Origin of the sequence: Paenibacillus sp. NPDC058367 (assembly GCF_042723305.1) — a bacterium.
Lineage (GTDB): Bacteria > Bacillota > Bacilli > Paenibacillales > Paenibacillaceae > Paenibacillus_AQ.
Map to the genome: position 1 here is coordinate 1 of NZ_JBHXIZ010000002.1, position 18,724 is coordinate 18,724.

17 protein-coding genes are annotated in these 18,724 nt (G+C 42.1%); 13 read left to right on the forward strand and 4 right to left on the reverse strand.

Features of this window, described 5'->3' with window-relative positions; translation table 11 throughout:
• Positions 1 to 96: 96 nt before the first annotated feature.
• Entirely contained in the window at positions 97 to 1,359 is a 1,263-nt protein-coding gene (locus ACFWMP_RS10540) for a serine hydrolase domain-containing protein (protein ID WP_339242534.1), read from the reverse strand.
• 66 nt (positions 1,360 to 1,425) lie between these two features.
• Between ACFWMP_RS10540 and ACFWMP_RS10545 the strand changes: the two genes are divergently transcribed.
• The 4 genes from ACFWMP_RS10545 to ACFWMP_RS10560 all read left to right on the forward strand — a co-directional run bounded on the left by ACFWMP_RS10545 (position 1,426) and on the right by ACFWMP_RS10560 (position 6,664).
• Positions 1,426 to 2,109 carry a response regulator transcription factor gene (locus tag ACFWMP_RS10545; RefSeq protein WP_076300532.1) on the forward strand — a complete coding sequence of 228 codons (684 nt, stop codon included), beginning with the start codon at positions 1,426 to 1,428 and terminating at the stop codon, positions 2,107 to 2,109.
• Between the two features lie 2 nt (positions 2,110 to 2,111).
• Positions 2,112 to 3,380, forward strand: coding sequence for a HAMP domain-containing sensor histidine kinase (locus tag ACFWMP_RS10550; protein WP_339242532.1), 1,269 nt, complete (start codon positions 2,112 to 2,114; stop codon positions 3,378 to 3,380).
• Positions 3,381 to 3,545: 165 nt separating this feature from the next.
• Positions 3,546 to 4,319, forward strand: a complete 774-nt coding sequence (locus ACFWMP_RS10555; protein ID WP_042189939.1) for an ABC transporter ATP-binding protein — start codon at positions 3,546 to 3,548, stop codon at positions 4,317 to 4,319.
• 2 nt (positions 4,320 to 4,321) lie between these two features.
• Entirely contained in the window at positions 4,322 to 6,664 is a 2,343-nt protein-coding gene (locus tag ACFWMP_RS10560) for an ABC transporter permease (RefSeq protein ID WP_339242529.1), read from the forward strand.
• Positions 6,665 to 6,751: 87 nt separating this feature from the next.
• Here the strand turns inward: ACFWMP_RS10560 and ACFWMP_RS10565 are convergent, their stop codons facing one another.
• The gene (locus ACFWMP_RS10565; protein WP_339242528.1) at positions 6,752 to 7,180 is read right to left on the reverse strand and encodes a VOC family protein; all 429 of its coding nucleotides are present in this window, start codon (positions 7,178 to 7,180) and stop codon (positions 6,752 to 6,754) included.
• Positions 7,181 to 7,369: 189 nt separating this feature from the next.
• A complete protein-coding gene (locus ACFWMP_RS10570; protein ID WP_379423631.1) occupies positions 7,370 to 7,768 on the reverse strand; it encodes a DUF2871 domain-containing protein in 399 nt (132 codons plus the stop codon).
• Positions 7,769 to 8,117: 349 nt separating this feature from the next.
• Here ACFWMP_RS10570 and ACFWMP_RS10575 point away from each other — a divergent pair, with 349 nt between their 5' ends.
• Positions 8,118 to 8,333, forward strand: a complete 216-nt coding sequence (locus ACFWMP_RS10575) for a hypothetical protein (RefSeq protein WP_234532155.1) — start codon at positions 8,118 to 8,120, stop codon at positions 8,331 to 8,333.
• A 109-nt stretch (positions 8,334 to 8,442) separates the two neighbouring features.
• Here the strand turns inward: ACFWMP_RS10575 and ACFWMP_RS10580 are convergent, their stop codons facing one another.
• Complete coding sequence (locus ACFWMP_RS10580) at positions 8,443 to 9,408, reverse strand: NAD(P)H-dependent flavin oxidoreductase (RefSeq protein ID WP_339242522.1); 966 nt, start codon at positions 9,406 to 9,408, stop codon at positions 8,443 to 8,445.
• Positions 9,409 to 9,616: 208 nt separating this feature from the next.
• Between ACFWMP_RS10580 and ACFWMP_RS10585 the strand changes: the two genes are divergently transcribed.
• The 8 genes from ACFWMP_RS10585 (at position 9,617) to ACFWMP_RS10620 (ending at position 18,694) form a co-directional block, all read left to right on the forward strand.
• Entirely contained in the window at positions 9,617 to 10,279 is a 663-nt protein-coding gene (locus ACFWMP_RS10585) for an MgtC/SapB family protein (protein WP_042189928.1), read from the forward strand.
• A 502-nt stretch (positions 10,280 to 10,781) separates the two neighbouring features.
• Positions 10,782 to 11,945: an ROK family transcriptional regulator gene (locus tag ACFWMP_RS10590; protein WP_341044248.1), complete on the forward strand. Its 1,164-nt coding sequence runs from the start codon at positions 10,782 to 10,784 to the stop codon at positions 11,943 to 11,945.
• Between the two features lie 28 nt (positions 11,946 to 11,973).
• Entirely contained in the window at positions 11,974 to 12,978 is a 1,005-nt protein-coding gene (locus tag ACFWMP_RS10595; RefSeq protein WP_339242520.1) for an asparaginase, read from the forward strand.
• An 89-nt stretch (positions 12,979 to 13,067) separates the two neighbouring features.
• Positions 13,068 to 14,672, forward strand: coding sequence for a glutathione ABC transporter substrate-binding protein (locus ACFWMP_RS10600; RefSeq protein ID WP_339242518.1), 1,605 nt, complete (start codon positions 13,068 to 13,070; stop codon positions 14,670 to 14,672).
• 113 nt (positions 14,673 to 14,785) lie between these two features.
• Entirely contained in the window at positions 14,786 to 15,709 is a 924-nt protein-coding gene (locus ACFWMP_RS10605; RefSeq protein ID WP_379423635.1) for an ABC transporter permease subunit, read from the forward strand.
• A gap of 69 nt (positions 15,710 to 15,778) precedes the next feature.
• Positions 15,779 to 16,690, forward strand: a complete 912-nt coding sequence (locus tag ACFWMP_RS10610; RefSeq protein ID WP_042189918.1) for an ABC transporter permease — start codon at positions 15,779 to 15,781, stop codon at positions 16,688 to 16,690.
• Between the two features lie 13 nt (positions 16,691 to 16,703).
• The gene (locus tag ACFWMP_RS10615; protein WP_042189916.1) at positions 16,704 to 17,705 is read left to right on the forward strand and encodes an ABC transporter ATP-binding protein; all 1,002 of its coding nucleotides are present in this window, start codon (positions 16,704 to 16,706) and stop codon (positions 17,703 to 17,705) included.
• Complete coding sequence (locus ACFWMP_RS10620; RefSeq protein WP_379423638.1) at positions 17,702 to 18,694, forward strand: ABC transporter ATP-binding protein; 993 nt, start codon at positions 17,702 to 17,704, stop codon at positions 18,692 to 18,694. The genes ACFWMP_RS10615 and ACFWMP_RS10620 overlap by 4 nt, the downstream gene beginning before the upstream one ends.
• Positions 18,695 to 18,724: the final 30 nt, after the last annotated feature.

The following is an 18,724-nucleotide window of genomic DNA, read 5'->3' on the forward strand; positions in this document are numbered from 1 at the left end:
CTCATACCATTCCTCTTCCCTATCTTCTTCGTTATAAACAAAAATACCCTACCGAGAGACTTTTTAAAAGTGTCTACTCGATAGGGTACAGTTTATTTAAGACTTGTCTTGTTTTTTATGCATTCCCAGAAATGAAAGCTCACCCTGTACATTCCGCTTAAATTCATATTCTGAATCATGCTTCGTATGATGGAATCTTGTTTCCGAGATTGGATAAAAGGGAGTGACTTCTACATCATTCCAGACAAAATAGTAAGCTTGCCCACTACGCTCCACGCTCGCTTTGCAGCCATATCCCTCATAGGTTCCCATATATGAAGCATAAATGCTATCATCAAGCGGGTAGGCTTGCGGAGAGATCGGCACCCTTACAGGTTCGCCGAAGACTAATCCAGCTAGCGATTCCGATAACTTAGTGACGGGTACGCAATCATAATTAGTCAACATGATTATGCTTGTTTGATCTTCAGGGTATCTATGCAGTTCACTTCGGAAGCCGCGATAGGCACCGCCGTGATACATTCTTTTTCGATCAAAACGTTCGTCCAAGAACCAACCAAATCGATATTTGAGGTTACTGGAATGAAAAGCCATCTCTAGGGTGTTATGAGACACTAATTGATCGGAGTATAAGGCTTGATCCCACAGGAAAAGATCGGCAGCGGTCGAATACATCCCGCCAGCAGATAAGATAGAACTCATATCTATGTATTCCCCCTGAGTATACTCTCCCCAAGAAGAATGATAAGGTGAGGCTAATTTTTGAATAATCTGCTGATTGTTATAAACTCCTGTATTTACCATGCCCAGAGGCTGTAATATAAAAGTAGTGATATAATCTTCAAATGTCATCCCTGTAATCTTCTCAATAATCATCCCCAGCAAATAATAACCTGAGTTGTTATAGGCAAATGAAGTGCCAGGCATAAATGCAGGGGGCTGACTCACAAATAGCTGTAACATCTCCTGTGGAGTCAGCTTTAGCTTATTTAATTTTTGATTATATTCGGGTATGGAAGTGTAGTTGGCTATACCAGAGGTATGTCCTAGCAGGTGAAGGATGGTAATCCCCTCTAGTACATGCTGCTGAGGGAGATATTTTAGGATTGGATCTTCCAGTCTGAGACGTTTTTGTTCTTTTAGCATCAGGATAGCCATGCCAGTGAATGATTTGGTAAGTGACCAGATCCGGAATTTGGTATCTAAAGTGTTGGGGACCTGATGTTCAAGATTCGCATATCCGTACGCTTTATGTAACTTGATTTCTCCACGCTGAGCTATTAAGACTGTGCCACTTAATGGCCAGCTTTGTTCGTATTTATCTAAATAGTGCTCCAGACGCTGGAACTGTGTATCCACAGGTAACCCCTCCTTAAAGGCATATTCTAACATAATAATAAATTCAGTTGAAGTGGAGAGAAATCGATGAGATATGATTGTTTGATTATTGATGATGAAATTGAGCTTGCGGAGACCACCTGCGAATATTTTAATTTGTTTGATGTTCAAACCGCATTTGTTACGAGCGCCGATGCCTGTCGGAGCTTTTTGAGTGAGCATCAGGTGTCGATGTTACTCCTAGATATTAATTTAGGTGGTGAATCCGGCTTCCAGTTATGCAAAGAACTGCGTCAGACGACCGGGATTCCCATCCTGTTTATTAGTGCCCGCTCCAGTGAGGATGATGTATTAATTGCGCTAGATATCGGGGGAGATGATTATATTCATAAGCCGTATACCCTGAGAGTGCTGCTGGCAAAAGTAAAGGCGGTGCTTAAACGGTACAACAACGAAGTTGTAGCCGAGTCCTCCCTTCTTGAATCCGGACCCATCCAGATTGATCCCGAACTCAGAAGGGCAAGTCTTAACGGCGTACCCCTCAAGCTGAAAACAATGGAATATAAATTGCTAAAGTTTTTGATCCAGCATAAAAATCGGGTAATCCCTAAAGAGGAGCTATTTACAGGGGTATGGGGGGATGTTTTTGCGGGAGATGGCACCTTAAATGTACATATCCGTCATCTTCGTGAGAAGATTGAGCAGAATCCTAACGATCCGCAGTACATCCGTACCGTATGGGGCATCGGTTATGCTTTTGAGGATAAATAGTGATGACTAAAAAATTGCTACTGGCGCTAATGCTCACTATACTCGCTGCAAGTATAACTCTCATATTCCTGATATTTAATTTGAAGGTGGAGACCTCAACAGACCGAGTGGCGATCAATACCATTGTTAAGCTTACAGAGCAGCATTGGGATAAGCTTGAGCCGAAACTGTACAAGGAAAGTCCCTATGATTTCGCCATTATTGATACTTCTGGTGAGCTAAAATATCAGACTGAAAATGCGATTTCCGTTAGCGTTAATGAAGCTATCAATAATCGGGATACCTTAGTCGACGTTGTTGTTCAGGATCAGCTGGTGGGTAAAGTAATTATTAATAATGATTACCGTACGATTTTTATACATATGAAACAACAATTTATACAAGTTTCAGTTGCGATGCTGCTTTTGCTTACAATTCTAGGCATCCTCTATATTTGGTTCCTGAATAGATCCATTCTTCGTCCGTTTCGCAAAATGCAGCTATTCGCAAAGCATATCGCAAGAGGCGATCTTGAAGTGCCTCTGGAGATGGATCGTAATCATCTATTTGGTGCTTTTACCGAAAGCTTCGATATGATGCGGGAAGAGCTTGCGGCGGCTAGACACAGTGAATATTTAGCGAACAAGAGTAAGAAGGAGCTGGTTGCTAGTCTCAGTCATGATATTAAGACACCCGTCGCTTCGATGAAGGCGATTACGGAACTGATGTTATTAAGCACAAGAGATGAGAAGACAAGCAGACAGCTAAATACCTTGTATTCCAAAGCGGATCAGATTGATCGTCTGGTCACAGACATGTTCCATTCCACCTTGGAGGAACTGAATGAACTAAAAGTCAGCTTAACGGAGGAGCATAGTCACCTGCTGACCCAAATTATAAATAATGTGAACTTCTACGAACGGATTTCAGCTGCATCTGTGCCAGACTGCATTATTATGGTGGATCCTTTACGGCTGCAGCAGGTCATCGATAATGTGGTGAACAATTCCTATAAGTATGCCTTCTCCGGTACACCCATCGATATTACATTCGAGATTAGGGATCATTATCTGGAAGTTGATATTCTGGATTATGGTCCTGGTGTTCCTGAGGAGGAATTGCCATTAATATTCAATAAATTCTTTCGGGGCAGTCTGGCCGTGAGCCAGAACGGTGCAGGTCTAGGTCTGTACATTTCTCGTTATATGATGCAAAAAATGCAGGGCGACATTGTATGCTCCAATCGGGAGGATGGATTTACTGTAAAGCTGCTGATTCCTTTAGCAGGATAGAATTAAGAATTCGTTAAGGATTGCACAAAGACATGTTAAGAACATTTAACGTACGATTAGGTTGCAATTACGAATGAGTCTGTGATTGCAGCCATTATAATGTGCGTAGAGCTAGGGTTACTATTAGCGCAATTAATGAGCATGAACGTAAATGGAGTGTTCAACATGAACGAAGTGAATAATAAAGTATTGATGCAGACCCATAAGCTTGGAAAAACCTTTTCCCATGGAGGAACTCAGCAGCATGTATTAAAAAATCTGGATCTGACCTTATATCATGGTGATTTCACGATTATCATGGGCAGCTCTGGTTCTGGTAAATCAACACTGCTGTACGCCATTTCGGGAATGGATAAGCCAACGCTTGGAGAGGTCTTGTTTGAAGGTCAAGATATTACGGCGATGAGTAATGATCAGCTGGCGATATTCCGGCGGAAGAATTGTGGATTTGTGTTTCAGCAGATCCATCTGCTCGATTCAATGAGTGTCCTCGACAATGTATTATCAAGTGCTTTTCTTGTCCAAAAGGATAGAGCTGGGGCTGTGGAAAAAGCCAAAAAGCTGCTCTTAGATGTAGGCCTGGATGACACCATCTGGGGTAAGTTTCCAGCGCAAATTTCAGGAGGAGAAGCTCAGCGTGCCGGTATTATCCGGGCCCTTATCAACAGTCCAAAAGCGGTCTTTGCGGATGAGCCGACTGGAGCGTTAAATAGCTCAGCAGGAATAGGGGTACTGCGTGTCCTAACCGAGGTAAATAAGCAGGGGCAAAGCATAATTATGGTAACCCATGATCTCAAAACTGCGCTGCGTGGTAATCGGATCTTGTATCTGCAGGATGGGGTAGTCATCGGAGATTTGCGCCTTTCCCCTTATAGCGAAGATAGTGGACCTGAACGGCAGCAGCAATTACAGTCCTTTCTGACCGAATTGGGGTGGTAGGGATGAGAAGCTTAATAGGAAAGCTTGCTTGGTCCAATATTCGTAAAAGAAAAAGTGCAACGATTACGCTCTTCGTATTGATTATGATTGCTGCGCTGCTGCTGAACATTGGCCTCACGGTCAGCTTGAAGCTTAATTCTTTTCAGCAAGAAAAAATATCGAAGCTAAATACACCTGATATCACCGCTTATTTTCCTTTAAATGAGAATGTGAAGAATTATGAATCTCTGGTGGATAGCTATCCTTATACTGAAACATGGGAGAATGAGGCGGCGCTTCTGCTACCTGATGTAAAGATAAACTACGGGGGAAACAATACAGCTATTGCTTTCTTGATTCTTAACAAGGATTCGCAGCGCTCTATGGGACTATTTAATACCACTTCTCGGTTGGAACCTGCGGATCAAAATACAATTTATTTGCCGTATATCTTTCACGGAGGCTCAGGGTATAACCTTGGGGATACGATCTCGTTTGAATACGATAACAACAAATTTACTTATACCATCGGTGGATTTACGGAGGAACCCCTTTTTGGGACATTGACGAATGGGGCTTTGAAAATATTTTTAAACGATGAAGGTTATAAGCAATTAGAGGAACGGCTTGGGAAAGAAGTTCAATTTAATTTTTTATCTGTACAATTAAACGAACGGGCGAAAGAAGTCAAGCTGGAGCAAGAGTTGAGTGAACAGATTTTTGGATCTGGAAACACAAGTTCATTTTTAGTCATGCGAACTGATGTGGGGCTCGAAGGTAACCGCGTTTTTGTGAATATTTTAGCCGCTATTCTGATTGTATTTGCATTGATTATGGTTGTAATCTCGTTGATTGTGATCAGGTTTCAGATCTTCGGGAATATTGAGGATAACCTAACCAACATCGGTGTTTTGAAAGCGAACGGTTATACGTCAAGGCAGATCATATCCTCATTTCTGTTACAGTTCGTCTCAGTGTCTATAATGGCCTCCATACCGGGAAGTTTGATTTCTGTTCTAGTCATGCCCTTAGTAGGTAATATGATTTCGTCTTCGGTTGGACTGTTGTGGCCGACAACTTTTGAATTATTAAGTGCTTTGTTGAGTTTGCTTATCGTTACGGTACTGATTCTCTTAGTTGCCTACCTGTCTAGTAGAAAGATTCGAAGGATTACTCCGATAGCAGCTCTTCAGAGCGGGCTTCTTACCCACAATTTTAAGAAAAATCATTTTCCGCTAGCGAGCACTTCATTGAATTTGCAATTCGCCTTAAGTCTGAAGTCTTTATTTAGACAGACCAAGCAGAATTTTATGATCGTGCTGATCGTTGCAGGATTGACCTTTTCGAGTATATTTTGCTCCATCCTTAATTTTAACTTTAAAGGGGATACTTCAGCCGTTTTAGATTTAGTGGGTCTAGAACGTACCAATTTGCAACTTGATCTAAAAAAAGCTGATCATGATCCAAAGATATTTGCAGAAGTAGAGGCCATGCCTGAGGTTCAGAAGATCTCCATATTGGAAGGTAGAGTAGCTTCTATAGATGATTCCAGTTTTATGATCCGTGTATCTGATGATTATGCCAAGCTGGAGACGCAGACGGTCTATAAAGGTAGGCAGCCCATTTTTGATAATGAAATTGCGGTATCCGGTGTAATCTCAAAAATGAAAAATAAATCGATTGGGGACGAGATTCCAGTTACGTTTAATGGGGTAACCCAAAATTATTTGGTGACTGGTCTTAGCCAGCAGATTAATCAGTTAGGTATGGTTGCTACCATAACAGAAGATGGAATGAGAAAATTGCAGCCGAATTATTCCGTCCAGTCCATTAATGTATACTTAAAGGAAGGGGAAGATCCTCAAGTCTTCATTCAAAAGCTTGAAGAACGTCTCCCTGGACAATGGATCGTAACGAACATTTTAGACATGTTAGAAAGCACGCTTAGTACATTCACTTCAGCAGTATCTTCTATGACAGCAGTCATTACCGCGGTCACAATTATAGTGGTTAGTTTAATTTTGTATTTGGTGATTAAGACGTTGATTATGAAACGTAAGCGGGAATTCGGTATTCTTAAAGGTATTGGATATACAACCTTTAATCTGATGACACAGATTACGTTCAGTCTTTTTCCGGTGATTGTAGTTGGAGTATTATTGGGGAGTTTAGCAGGTTATTTTTTCTCGGATTCAGCGTTTGTATTATTGCTTTCAAGTCTAGGCATTTATAACGTTCAGCTGGCGGTTAGTCTGCCTCAAGTGCTTCTACTCTGTGCTGTCATTCTAGTGGTTGCTTATGTGGTATCCATGTTAGTTGCAAGACGGATTCGGAAGGTCAGTGTATATGATTTAATTATGGACTAAGCGCTTGAACAAGAAACAACGAGCTGGAGGTAGGCCGCACCTGTATTAATAGGTTTCGTAGCCACTCCATACTCGTTGTTATTTTTATTACATATTCATTCGTCCGTCATCATAATTGAATTGCCAATCGATGCCGAATTTATCTTTTAGACTACCATAACACGAGCTCCAGAAGGTTTCTTGTAATTCCATACCTACTTTGCCGCCTTCTTTAAGCTTATGAAAATATTTTTTTATGCCATCCAAATCCTTACTAACTACCGAAAGACTAATGTTATTTCCTTCCACAAAAGGCATGCCCGGAAAAACATCAGAGAACATTACATTACTGCCTTCGATATTCAAGCGAGTGTGCATAACTAAATCTTTGGCTTCTTCAGGAAGAGTGAAATTGGGATCAGGTGGTGCTTCGCCAAAGGTCATGATTTGTGGACGTTCAACGCCAAACACCTCCGCGTAAAATTCTGCGGCTTGACGACAATTCCCGTTGAAATTCAGATAAACATCGATAGACATTTACTTCACTCCTTAAAAGTTTTATTGGCATCGAAAGCATAGTTTAAAGTTAAAATTTAAGATATCTCGCGACTTCCATATTGTATCATTTACCAGTGTATAAACAAATATACTTATAGTCTCATTTGGTATGAACTTAAATATGACTAATCAAAAGAGCCGCTGGAATATGATCCAGCGGCTCTTTTCCTATGATTTAATTCGTTTACCGAGCAGAACTAGTAGCCAAATGATACCAGCACCTACTATGGCATGACCGAGACCTGCAATATGCGGTAAGAAGCTGATATCATTCCCGTTAATTTTCAGCATCCCGCGAGTGGCCATAGTACCGATCGTGATCAGGAGACCAATGTTATATACAATGTACCATGCGCCAAAGGATTTAGCTTCATGGATATTAAATAACTTGGCTAGGATCAATGCGATTATAAAGAAGAAAAAGCCCAGTACAAGGATATGAGTATGAAGTGCAACTAAGATGGTGTTTCCTTCGAAATCATTCATTTTGGTAATTTCACGATAAGCAACACCTGCTATCAAACCAAGAATGGCATAGAAAAAAGACGTGTAATACAATTTTTTCATGATCATGACTCCTTTATGTTTATTGTTATATTGAAATCATATCTTTCAAATAAGAACGCAGTATGAACAAATGATTATATAGTGATTAATTTCACGGAATTGACAAAAAATAATCTCTTAAGCATGTCCCACATAGTTTCCACACAATATTCATCTATAATCATTAATATTATTGAACCCCACTATTCATTGGATTCAGGGTGTTCGATCGCACGGGAGGATGAATATGAAAAAAGCGGATTGGATCATAGCCATTCTAGTTATGGGAATGGGTCTGATGTGCATGTTGGTTTCAGCAAATTTTTTTCGTATTGATTTTTTCCGTATTATAAAGTAGGAGATGGTTTTTTTGAAAAGAGGAGTATTTGCAGTAATCTGTGTTGTTATTTTGTCATTTGGAATTGGAACAGCAGCTTATGCTGCCGGGTTTGCTCCAAGCACTTTTAAAGAGATGTTGCCCTTTATGAAAGAAAGACATCCTAACTTAGGTGATTCCGAACTAGAACAAATGTATAAGAGCTGTCATCAACAAGAGGGCATTTCTAATACTCGTGGAATGATGTAAGGCTATGCTGATATAGAGTCAACTATAAACACGCATTTTAAAAAGAACCCTTTGTTGCATACAACAAAGGGTTCTTTTTTTATCATCGCATAAGTATCGTATTACAATCTTAAGTTGCGGGGTTCAATGCTCCCTGATACTCATACATTAAATTGTCAATAATCTGCTGTACGGACAATATCTCTTTAATCTCATGAACTCTGGACCCGGCAAACACTAATCCGTTCTTAACATCTCCTCTAAGCGAAGTTAGCAGGGATTCCATGGTACAGAAGCGATGCGAACATACCTTTAGACAATTAGAGCATTTTGCTATTTTTAATTTGGCATCATCACTAATACGTTCTGTGAATTCATTACGAATCGCTCTGCCATCTAGCCCAACTGTAGACTTAATTAGAATAGTATCACCTTGCTGAGCATCTACATATTTTTGCTTAAAGGCCAGAGGAGCATCACATTCATGGCTCGCCACGAAACGAGTCCCCATCTGAACACCAGAAGCGCCAATCCGAAGGGCTTTTGCGATATCATCTCCCGTCAGAATCCCACCAGCAGCAATAACCGGAATTGAAACGGCTTCTACAACCTCAGGAAGAATTTCGAACATGGATCTCTCTGTGCCCAAATGGCCCCCGGCTTCAAATCCTTCCACTACGACTGCAGAAGCACCAAGTCTTTCGGATATTCTGGCTAATTTGGCGGAGGAAACAATAGACACCACAGGAGTACCATACTCTTTACCCCAAGCATAAATATCTCTGGAAATCCCGGCTCCAGAAATAATAAAGTCCACTTTTTCTTCCAAAGCGACCTTCATTTTATCAGCAAAATCCTTCATCGCGAATAGAACATTCACACCGATATATCCAATCCCTTTTGAGAGCTCTCTTGTTTTGCGAATATGCATTCTCAGTTCATCAGTGGTGATTCCTGTACCGGAAATGGTGCCGATCCCGCCTGCATTGGCTACAGCAGCAGCTAAGCCACTTAAGGATATGCCTACGCCCATACCCCCTTGAATTACAGGAACCTTGGATTTAATATGCCCAAATTGGATTGTTGGCAGTTTCATAAACGCACCTCTTTCACTAGTTGTAGACCGTTATAAAATGTCTACTGGAGTAACAGTTATAAAGGTATCACAGTTAAATCTTTGCAGATGTGACTGTGCGCATGCTCAAACTATGTTAAATATCATGTTCATATTATAGGAGGGAGAAATATAGAAATCCGTTTATGATACAATAAATAGCAATATTATAAGGAGAGAAGGACTATGTATGGAGTTTGAATATTTGCTTCGTGTAGTTGGAGCTGGAATTTGTGGTGTTTTAGTTGGCTTTGAACGAAAAAGTCGGATGAAAGAAGCGGGAGTTAGAACGCATTTTATTGTTGCTTTAGGTGCTGCACTTATGATGATCATTTCAAAATATGGATTTCAGGATCAAGCTGATTGGTCCTATGTTAAGCTCGATCCCGCACGTATAGCTGCCCAGGTAGTAAGTGGAGTGGGATTTCTTGGTGCAGGAATGATTTTCATGCATAGACACACTGTGAAGGGCCTGACAACTGCAGCGGGGATTTGGGCAACGGCGGGACTAGGGCTGGCGATTGGATCGGGCCTATATATTCTTGGTGGAGGAGCAACAATTATTATCTTACTTGGACAAAAGATTTTGCATGGCCGCTACAGTTGGCTGGCCTCACCGAAAACGCAACAGATTGTGATCTGTCTGACTAATTCAGAAGGAGCCGTGAGTAGAATTCAACAGCTCCTTGAAGAAAAAAATATTACCATTTTAAGCTTTCACGCTGAAAATAATAGTCTTGCCTCCGAATTGAATTTAGAAATTATCGTAAAATTTCCTGAATCGTTTAATGCTGTGAAATTGTTGTCATTGATACAAGAGGACGCGTCTGTTAAGGCAGTAGAGTTTCAATAATTTTTTTAACACTACGCATCAAAAGTTGGTTTCTATATGAAGAACTTGCTTTTGATGCGGGTGCAATCTCCATTTCACTATCAATCCGCGCACGATTCTACCTTTTTTCCAATATTCAGATTCACAAAACTTCTGCATCGACCCCAAACCTCTTTTATTTTTAAGATATTTCCTCCACCTCTAAATTAAGTTTTTCCTATTTATAGTTTCCGCCCGGTCTATTATGAGAGCGGTTTTGGTCTTTGATGTTATGTTTGTGTTATGTATTTATTGGAGATTGTTATAAAAATCACATATTAAACGCTTTCATTTATTTCGAATAAAAAAATATGTCATTTATATTGACATACAATCAATGAGCCTTTATTATTAATCCCATCACTGGAGAAACTAAACTGAAATTTAATCAAATAATACATTAGCGTAGCTTAATTGGCAAATTTTTTCTTATTTTTATAGTTTTATTAGTTTGATTAATGCACTGAAGAAAATAATTAGGAGAATGTCTGTGAAAAAGCACGATCAGGATTTTATGAAGCGGCAAAATCGTTTGACGGTCTTCGAAATCATAAAAAATCAACAACCAATTTCTCGCGCTTCCATCGCCAAACAAACGGGTATGAGTCCTACAACTGTAAGTCGAATTGTTGGGGAATTAACTGAACAGGGCTATCTACTGGATTCGGATCAGGTATCGTCAGGATTAGGTCGGAAATCAACGTTGCTAGCTATGGTTGACGCTTCTGTATTGTCGGTTGGGGTTGAGCTGGATCGCAGTCTTATGATTGTAGGTATCGTAGATTTGCAAGGTAAGCTTCTCTGCAGCAGGCAATACCCGCGTACTCCGGACGAGAGTCCAGACAAGACACTGGAACGAATCAATGAAGCGATTGAACAACTGACGCAGCAGCATGTGATTGACAGAACGCGTATCGTCGGTATTGGCGTTGGACTTCCTGGAATTGTGAATAACGAAGAAGGTATTGTTGTCTTCTCTGTTCAGCTTGGATGGAAGAATGTTGCCTTAGCAAAACGCCTAAAGGAACTAACCGGTTTTGAAATTGCTGTAGATAATGAGTTGAAAGTTAGAGCTCTTGCTGAACACCTCAAAGGCGCTGCTGTTGGATCTGTCCGTACCGCACTATTGGGCTTCGGGCAAGGCGTTGGCTCGGCGATGATCCTTGAAGGAGAGATTTATCGCGGGGTGATGAACAGTGCTGGTGAAATAGGGCATACGACAGTGGATCCTAACGGAATGATGTGCGAGTGCGGTAAGGCGGGTTGCTTACAGACCTATATAAATATCAGTTCATTGTTGTCGGAAGCCAATCGGATTCGTCCGATTCGCACGATCGAGGAGTTATTTGAAGCAAAGGATGCAGGAGAGCATTGGGCGGTTCATTTGATCGAGCGTGCGCTCATGTATATGGCGATTACTATCAACAATGTCGTATGCATGTATAACCCCGATAGTGTGATCCTGAGTGGAGAACTCGTAGACAAATTTCCGGATATTTATGAAGCAGTCGAGAAGCTATATCTTTCACGCTTCACATGGGAACCCCTTCGTGGGTCTTTCTCCATTCATCGTTCGATGTTGAACGAGAATGGTGTAATTATTGGATCTGGACTACTATCGCAAAATCGTTTTTTCGCATTGGATTAAAATAATTACATCGAAGGAGGTTGTACAGATGGGGTTTACAACATTAGTAGAAGAATATCGCGGTGGCTTACTGGAGAATGTCCATTATGGTGCAGTTAGCGTGGTCGATGAGAAAGGTAATATTTTGTATAAAGCAGGTAATCCGGAGCATATGACCTATCTTCGTTCAGCTGCTAAACCATTCCAAGCTTTACCGGTTATGAAGCGTCGGATCGATGAGGTTTACGGTTTGACAAGTAAGGAAGCCTCACTCTTTACTGCTTCGCATCGGGGAGAGGCCTTTCATATTGAAGCTCTTGAATCTCTTTTTCAGAAAATGGGATTAAAAGAAGAGGGACTTCATTGTTGTTCTACATACCCACTGAATGAGGAAGCCAAGGCAGAACGCCATCGGGCGAATGAGCCCACTCGTAAAATCTTTCATAATTGCTCAGGTAAACATGCAGGGTTAATGGGCCTTAGCAAATATATGGGTTGGGATATAGATACTTATTATGATCCTAACCATCCCGTGCAACAGGAGATCATTGATATCATGGCTTATATCGCAGAAGTATCGAAGGAATCCATTCCTCAAGGGATTGATGGTTGTGGTCTTCCTATCTTCGCACTCCCTCTTCATAAAATCGCTTATTCATATTTAAAGCTAGCTTGTCCTGATTTGATTGAGAATACGGAAATACGTAACGCAGCTGCTGCGACTGCAAAGCTTATGAACGATAATCCGGTGATGATTGCAGATACGAAATTCGTCTGCTCGGAGCTTCTAAAGGATGATAATCTGACGGCAAAGGGCGGCGCTAAAGGTGTATATGGGATTGGACTCCGAAAGGAACGAATCGGTATCTCGCTAAAAGTATCCGATGGCTCCGAGCAAGTATGGCCTTGTATCATCGCATCGATTCTGGAACGTTTAGGCTATAGCAATCAAGATACGATTGATCGTTTATATGCACTCGTGCCGAACACTATTGTCAATGATGGCGGTACAATTGTGGGCGAGCGACGTGCTGTATTCCAATGGGAAGTCTGATTATAAGGATCGAGAATAATCTTCAAGTCTCATGAATAATCGGACTGGGAGCTTTTCTAATACATCGTTTCTAAAGGGGAGTGTATAACATGAAAGCAAAAGGAAAAGTATGGTCAATGTTCATGCTGCTGCTTATTACAGTAGTAGTGACTGCAGGGTGCGGCAACAAAGCGAACAACGAGGGACAAGGCGGCAATACCGCTGGTGGAACGGAAACTAGCACCCCAACTACAAAAAATGATAAAGACATTGTAATTGCCATCAATGCTAACTTTATTACGCTGGACCCTCATAACGCAAGCGATACACATTCAATCAGCGCTGCCAGAACGATGTACGAAGGTCTAATGGGTTTTGATGAGAATATGAACGTAGTTCCTGTCCTTGCTGCTAGCCATTCCATAAGTGAAGACGGGTTGGTCTACACGTTCAACTTACAAGAGAACGTTAAATTCCAAGACGGTACTGACTTCAATGCTGAAGCGGTTAAAGTAAACATCGCCCGTATTCAAGATGAGAAGAACAATCTGAGACTGCGCAAAAGCTTTGCAAAGGTAGCAAAAGTGGAGACTCCTGATGCCAAAACCGTGGTTATTACACTCAGCGAGCCATACAACGCATTTTTAAATAAAGTTGCTATGGCACCTATTATTAGCCCAAAAGCTTTAGAAGAAAACGGAGCTGATATTTCGAAAAAACCTGTAGGAACGGGTCCGTTTAAGTTCAAAGAATGGGTGCAAGGTGATCGTCTAGTTGTTGAGAAGAATCCGGATTACTGGCAAAAGGACTTGCCGAAAGTGGATAGTATAACCTTTAGACCCGTACCAGAGAATGGATCACGGATTGCGATGCTGAAGACTGGTGAGGCTGATTTCATTTATCCAATGCCTACCGAGCAAGTATCCGAGGTTGAAGGCATTGAAGGAATTACTATAGATACCATCGATTCAACCATTGTTCGTTATGTAACTTTGAATACGATGAAGAAACCTTTCGATGATGTAAAGGTACGTCAAGCCATTAACTATGCTATCAACAAAGATGCGTATATCAAGGTGGTGAAATCGGGTCTTGGCGCTAAGCTTGATTCCACGATGTCATCCAAAACACAATATTATTCCCCACAAACAGGTTATGACTATGACATTGAAAAAGCTAAACAATTGCTTGCTGAAGCGGGATATCCTGACGGATTCGAAACCGAAATTTGGGGTGAGAATGAATCCGAAACTATGAAGGGTATGCAATTTATCCAACAACAGCTAGCGCTTGTAGGCATTAAAGTAGAAGTGAAGTCCATGGAAGGCGGTACTTTATCCGACCAAATTAACGCTGCTAAAACACCTGAAGAAGCAAAAATTCAAATGTGGTATGTCAGCTGGTCTCCATCCTCCGGTGATGCAGATGGTGCTACTAGAGGTTTGTTCAGTAGTGAAATGTTCCCACCAGCTGGCTCGAATACAGCTTATTATAAAAATGAAAATGTAGATAAATGGATTGCTGAAGCAAACAAATCTGTTGATCCAGAAGCGGCTAAATCCATTTATGCAAATATTCAAAAAACAGTATGGGAAGATGCTCCGTGGGCATTCATGGGCGTTGACCAAATCATCTCAGGCAAAAGATCGAATCTGGAAGGTGTCAAAGTTTTCCCGGATGGTTCCATTAATGTCCTAAATGCAGAAGTGAAATAATTCAAGTCAAACGCAAGATTTGATTTCCCAAGAATTGAACGAGGCCGCTTCTTAAGGATGGTAGGAAGCGGCCTCAACTAAATCATTTGTCGATACTGAAGGGGGCTTATGAGTTGGGTAGATATGCTTTACAAAGACTCCTCGGGGTTATTCCGTTGCTATTCATTGTATCGGTATTAGTCTTTCTGTTTATTCACTTAATTCCGGGCGATCCGGCCCGGCTTATTGCGGGTAAAGACGCCACACTTGAAGAAATTCATGGCATTCAAGAGCAACTAGGTCTCAATCTGCCGCTGTGGAATCAATACATAAACTACATGGGTGATCTACTAAGTGGTAATCTAGGCAATTCGATCCGTTCAGGGATTCCAGTAACCGATATGCTAGAAAGTAGAATAATGCCTACCTTGTGGTTAACGTTTCTCAGCATGGCTTGGGCGCTTGTCATTGGTCTTCTAATTGGTGTTATTTCAGCGGTTTATCGTAATAGATGGCCTGATCACTTAGGCACATTGACAGCCATTTCAGGGATGTCGATTCCTGGATTCTGGTTAGGTTTGGTACTCATTCAAATTTTCTCGGTAGAGCTTGGCTGGTTTCCGACCGGTGGTGTGGATTCATGGAAATCGTATATTCTTCCTTCCATTACACTTGGAATGGGAATTATGTCGATGCTGGCTCGTTACTCGCGGTCATCGATGCTAGAAACGTTACGGGAAGATTATATCCGTACTGGACGTGCGAAAGGCTTACGCGAGTATGTTGTTATTAGCAGGCATGCGCTGCGCAATTCTCTTATACAGGTCGTTACTGTAGCTGGACTTCAATTTGGGTTCTTGCTTGGTGGATCGGTAATGGTTGAGACAGTGTTCAGTATTCCTGGCCTTGGTAGACTGCTGGTGGATTCCATTTTGTTCCGGGATTATACAGTTATTCAAGCTTTGCTGCTGCTGTTTTCAACACAATTTATTCTTATCAATTTAATTGTAGATTTATTGTATGGCGTACTCAATCCGAAAATCAGGTTTTCTCAGTAAGCTAGAGTAACTGAGAGGCAGAATTACGATAGTTTTCTATAGGGTGAATATAGGATTAGGAGGGATATCATGAGCGACAATTCGGCGGTAATGGGAACCAATTCTCCTATACCCGGAGAGGTAATAGCCCCGGAGAAAACAAAAGGCCGCGCGGGTGTTTTTATTCGCAAGTTCAGCAAACAAAAGATGCCCCTTGTGGCTGCATTTTTTATCATATTGCTTTTTTTAATTGCCATTTTCGGGCCATTTCTGACCCCTTATAATCCTGATGAACCGAACTATGATGCGCTAATGCAGGGTCCGTCTGCCAAGCACTGGGCGGGAACGGATGAATACGGCCGTGATATTCTAAGTCGCTTAATTGATGGTACAAGGTTGACTTTGGCGGTCAGTCTGAGCTCCGTATTGATTGCAGGTGTACTTGGAACCATCCTTGGTCTTGTCAGTGGATATTATGGCGGTTGGCTGGATCGGATTATTATGCGTGGCAGTGACGTATTGTTCTCATTCCCTGATTTACTGCTTGCCATTGGGATCGTCGCTATACTTGGGCCTGGTTTATCCAATGTTGTAATTGCCGTTGCAGTCTTCGGTACACCCTCGTTCGCCCGCATTATTCGGAGCGTAACATTGTCTGCGAAGGAAACATTGTTTGTTGAAGCTGCCCGTTCAATGGGTGCAAAGAATCGAAGAATCATTTGGCGACATATTTTTCCTGAAACAGTCCCTAGTATCATCGTTAATCTATCCATGAAAATTGGCGGGGCAATCTTAGCCGCTGCGTCACTGAGCTTTCTTGGTATGGGTGCGAAGCCAACGGAGCCCGATTGGGGGGCAATGTTAAGCATGGGGCGCGATTATTTAAGTATAGCTCCACATATCGTTTATTTTCCGGGTTTAGCTATATTTTTGACAGTGCTTGCATTTAACCTGGTCGGGGACGGACTGCGCGATGCTCTTGATCCCAAAATGAAAAACTAAGGAGGGACAAGACATGACTCAAAATTTGCTGGAAGTACAAGGGCTGAAAACGGAGTTCAAACGCGGCGATGGAAGTATAACGGCAGTTGCAGGTGTTGACTTTGTGATTAAGAAAGGTGAAGTGCTGGGTCTAGTTGGAGAATCCGGCTGTGGCAAAAGCGTTACCTCACTGTCGATTATGCGGCTCCTTAAGGATACGCCAGGCAGAATTTCTGGCGGTTCTGTTCGTTTCGAGGGAACGGATCTGACAAAGGTTACGGACAAAGAGATGCGCCAGATACGGGGAAATGAAATGGCGATGATTTTTCAGGAGCCGATGACTTCGCTTAATCCTGTGCTGAAGATTGGTTTGCAATTGATGGAGCCGATCATGTTGCATTTGGGTTATGGTCGGAAGAAGGCTCGTGAACATGCCATTCATATGTTGCGGTTAGTTGGTATACCACGTGCGGAAGACTTGGTGGATGAATATCCGCATCAGCTCTCTGGCGGTATGAGGCAGCGTGTAATGATTGCGATGGCGATGTCTTGCCACCCGAAACTGCTGATTGCAGATGAACCAACAACGGCGCTTGATGTAACGATTCAAGCTCAAATCCTTGATCTAATGAAGCACCTGAAAGAAGAACAGGATATGGGAATGCTGCTCATAACCCATGACCTTGGTGTAGTAGCAGAACTATGCGACCGTGTAGTTGTTATGTATGCTGGTCGTGTAGTGGAGGAAGCTTCCGTTCATGAACTATTTGCAAGACCGCAGCATCCATATACGAAGGGATTAATTCAATCCGTTCCTAAGCTGCGTCAAAACGTACGTCGCTTGGATTCCATTAAAGGGAATGTACCTGATCTATCACAAATGCCAGCAGGTTGTAAGTTTGCGCCACGCTGCGATTATGTCACAGAGCGTTGTCTCTCGCAGGAGCCAGAGTTACTCCCGATTGAGGGACTAGAGCGAAAGAGTCGTTGTTGGCTTACACAGCAGGAGAACACGGAAGGAGGGGAACGTTTGTGAAGGAGACTCCACTCATTGAAGTTAAAAGTCTGAAGAAGTTTTTTTCGGTGAAGAAGGGCTTTTTCGGAACTACTAGATATTTGCACGCAGTTGATGGGATCTCGTTCGCTATACGTAAAGGAGAAACGTTCAGCCTTGTGGGTGAAAGTGGCTGTGGTAAATCTACTACGGGTAGATTAGTGACTCGCTTGCTGGAGCCGAATGACGGTGAAGTGTGGTTTAAGGGTCAAAATATTAGCCATATCTCAGACAATCAAATGCGGCCTATTCGTAAAGATATACAAATGGTGTTCCAAGACCCCTATGCTTCGCTTAATCCACGGATGAAGGTGAAGGATCTTGTGGCTGAACCTCTGCTCATTCATACAAAGCTCTCGTCCAAAGAACGGGATAAACTAGCATGCGAGTTACTAGAGACAGTGGGATTGAATAGTATCCACGCCGAGCGCTACGCTTTTGAGTTCAGCGGTGGGCAGCGACAACGGATTGGAATCGCCCGGGCGTTATCTGTTCGCCCAAGCTTAATCGTGGCGGATGAGCCTGTGTCAGCACTGGATGTATCGATTCAGTCACAAGTGCTAAATCTGTTGCAGGATCTGCAGGAAGAGTATGGCCTGACATATTTATTCATTTCACATGATCTAAGTGTTGTTGAGCATATTAGTGATCGAATCGGAGTTATGTATCTTGGTTCGCTCGTAGAGACGGCGGATAAGGATACCTTGTATGATCGTCCAATGCATCCATACACACAAGCACTGCTATCTTCTGTACCTGTACCCGATCCTACCTTAAAGAAGGAGCGCATTATTCTGAAGGGAGATCTTCCAAGTCCGGTTGATCCACCGTCGGGATGCCGTTTTCATACAAGATGTCCTTCCTGTATGGAAATCTGTAAGCAGCATGTACCGATATTCCGAGAAGTCGAACTAGGTCATGAGGTTGCGTGTCATTTATTTGATGAAGAAATGCTGAAATTAGAGCGGTAGCTGAAATTGTGAGATAACTTTACGGAAAAG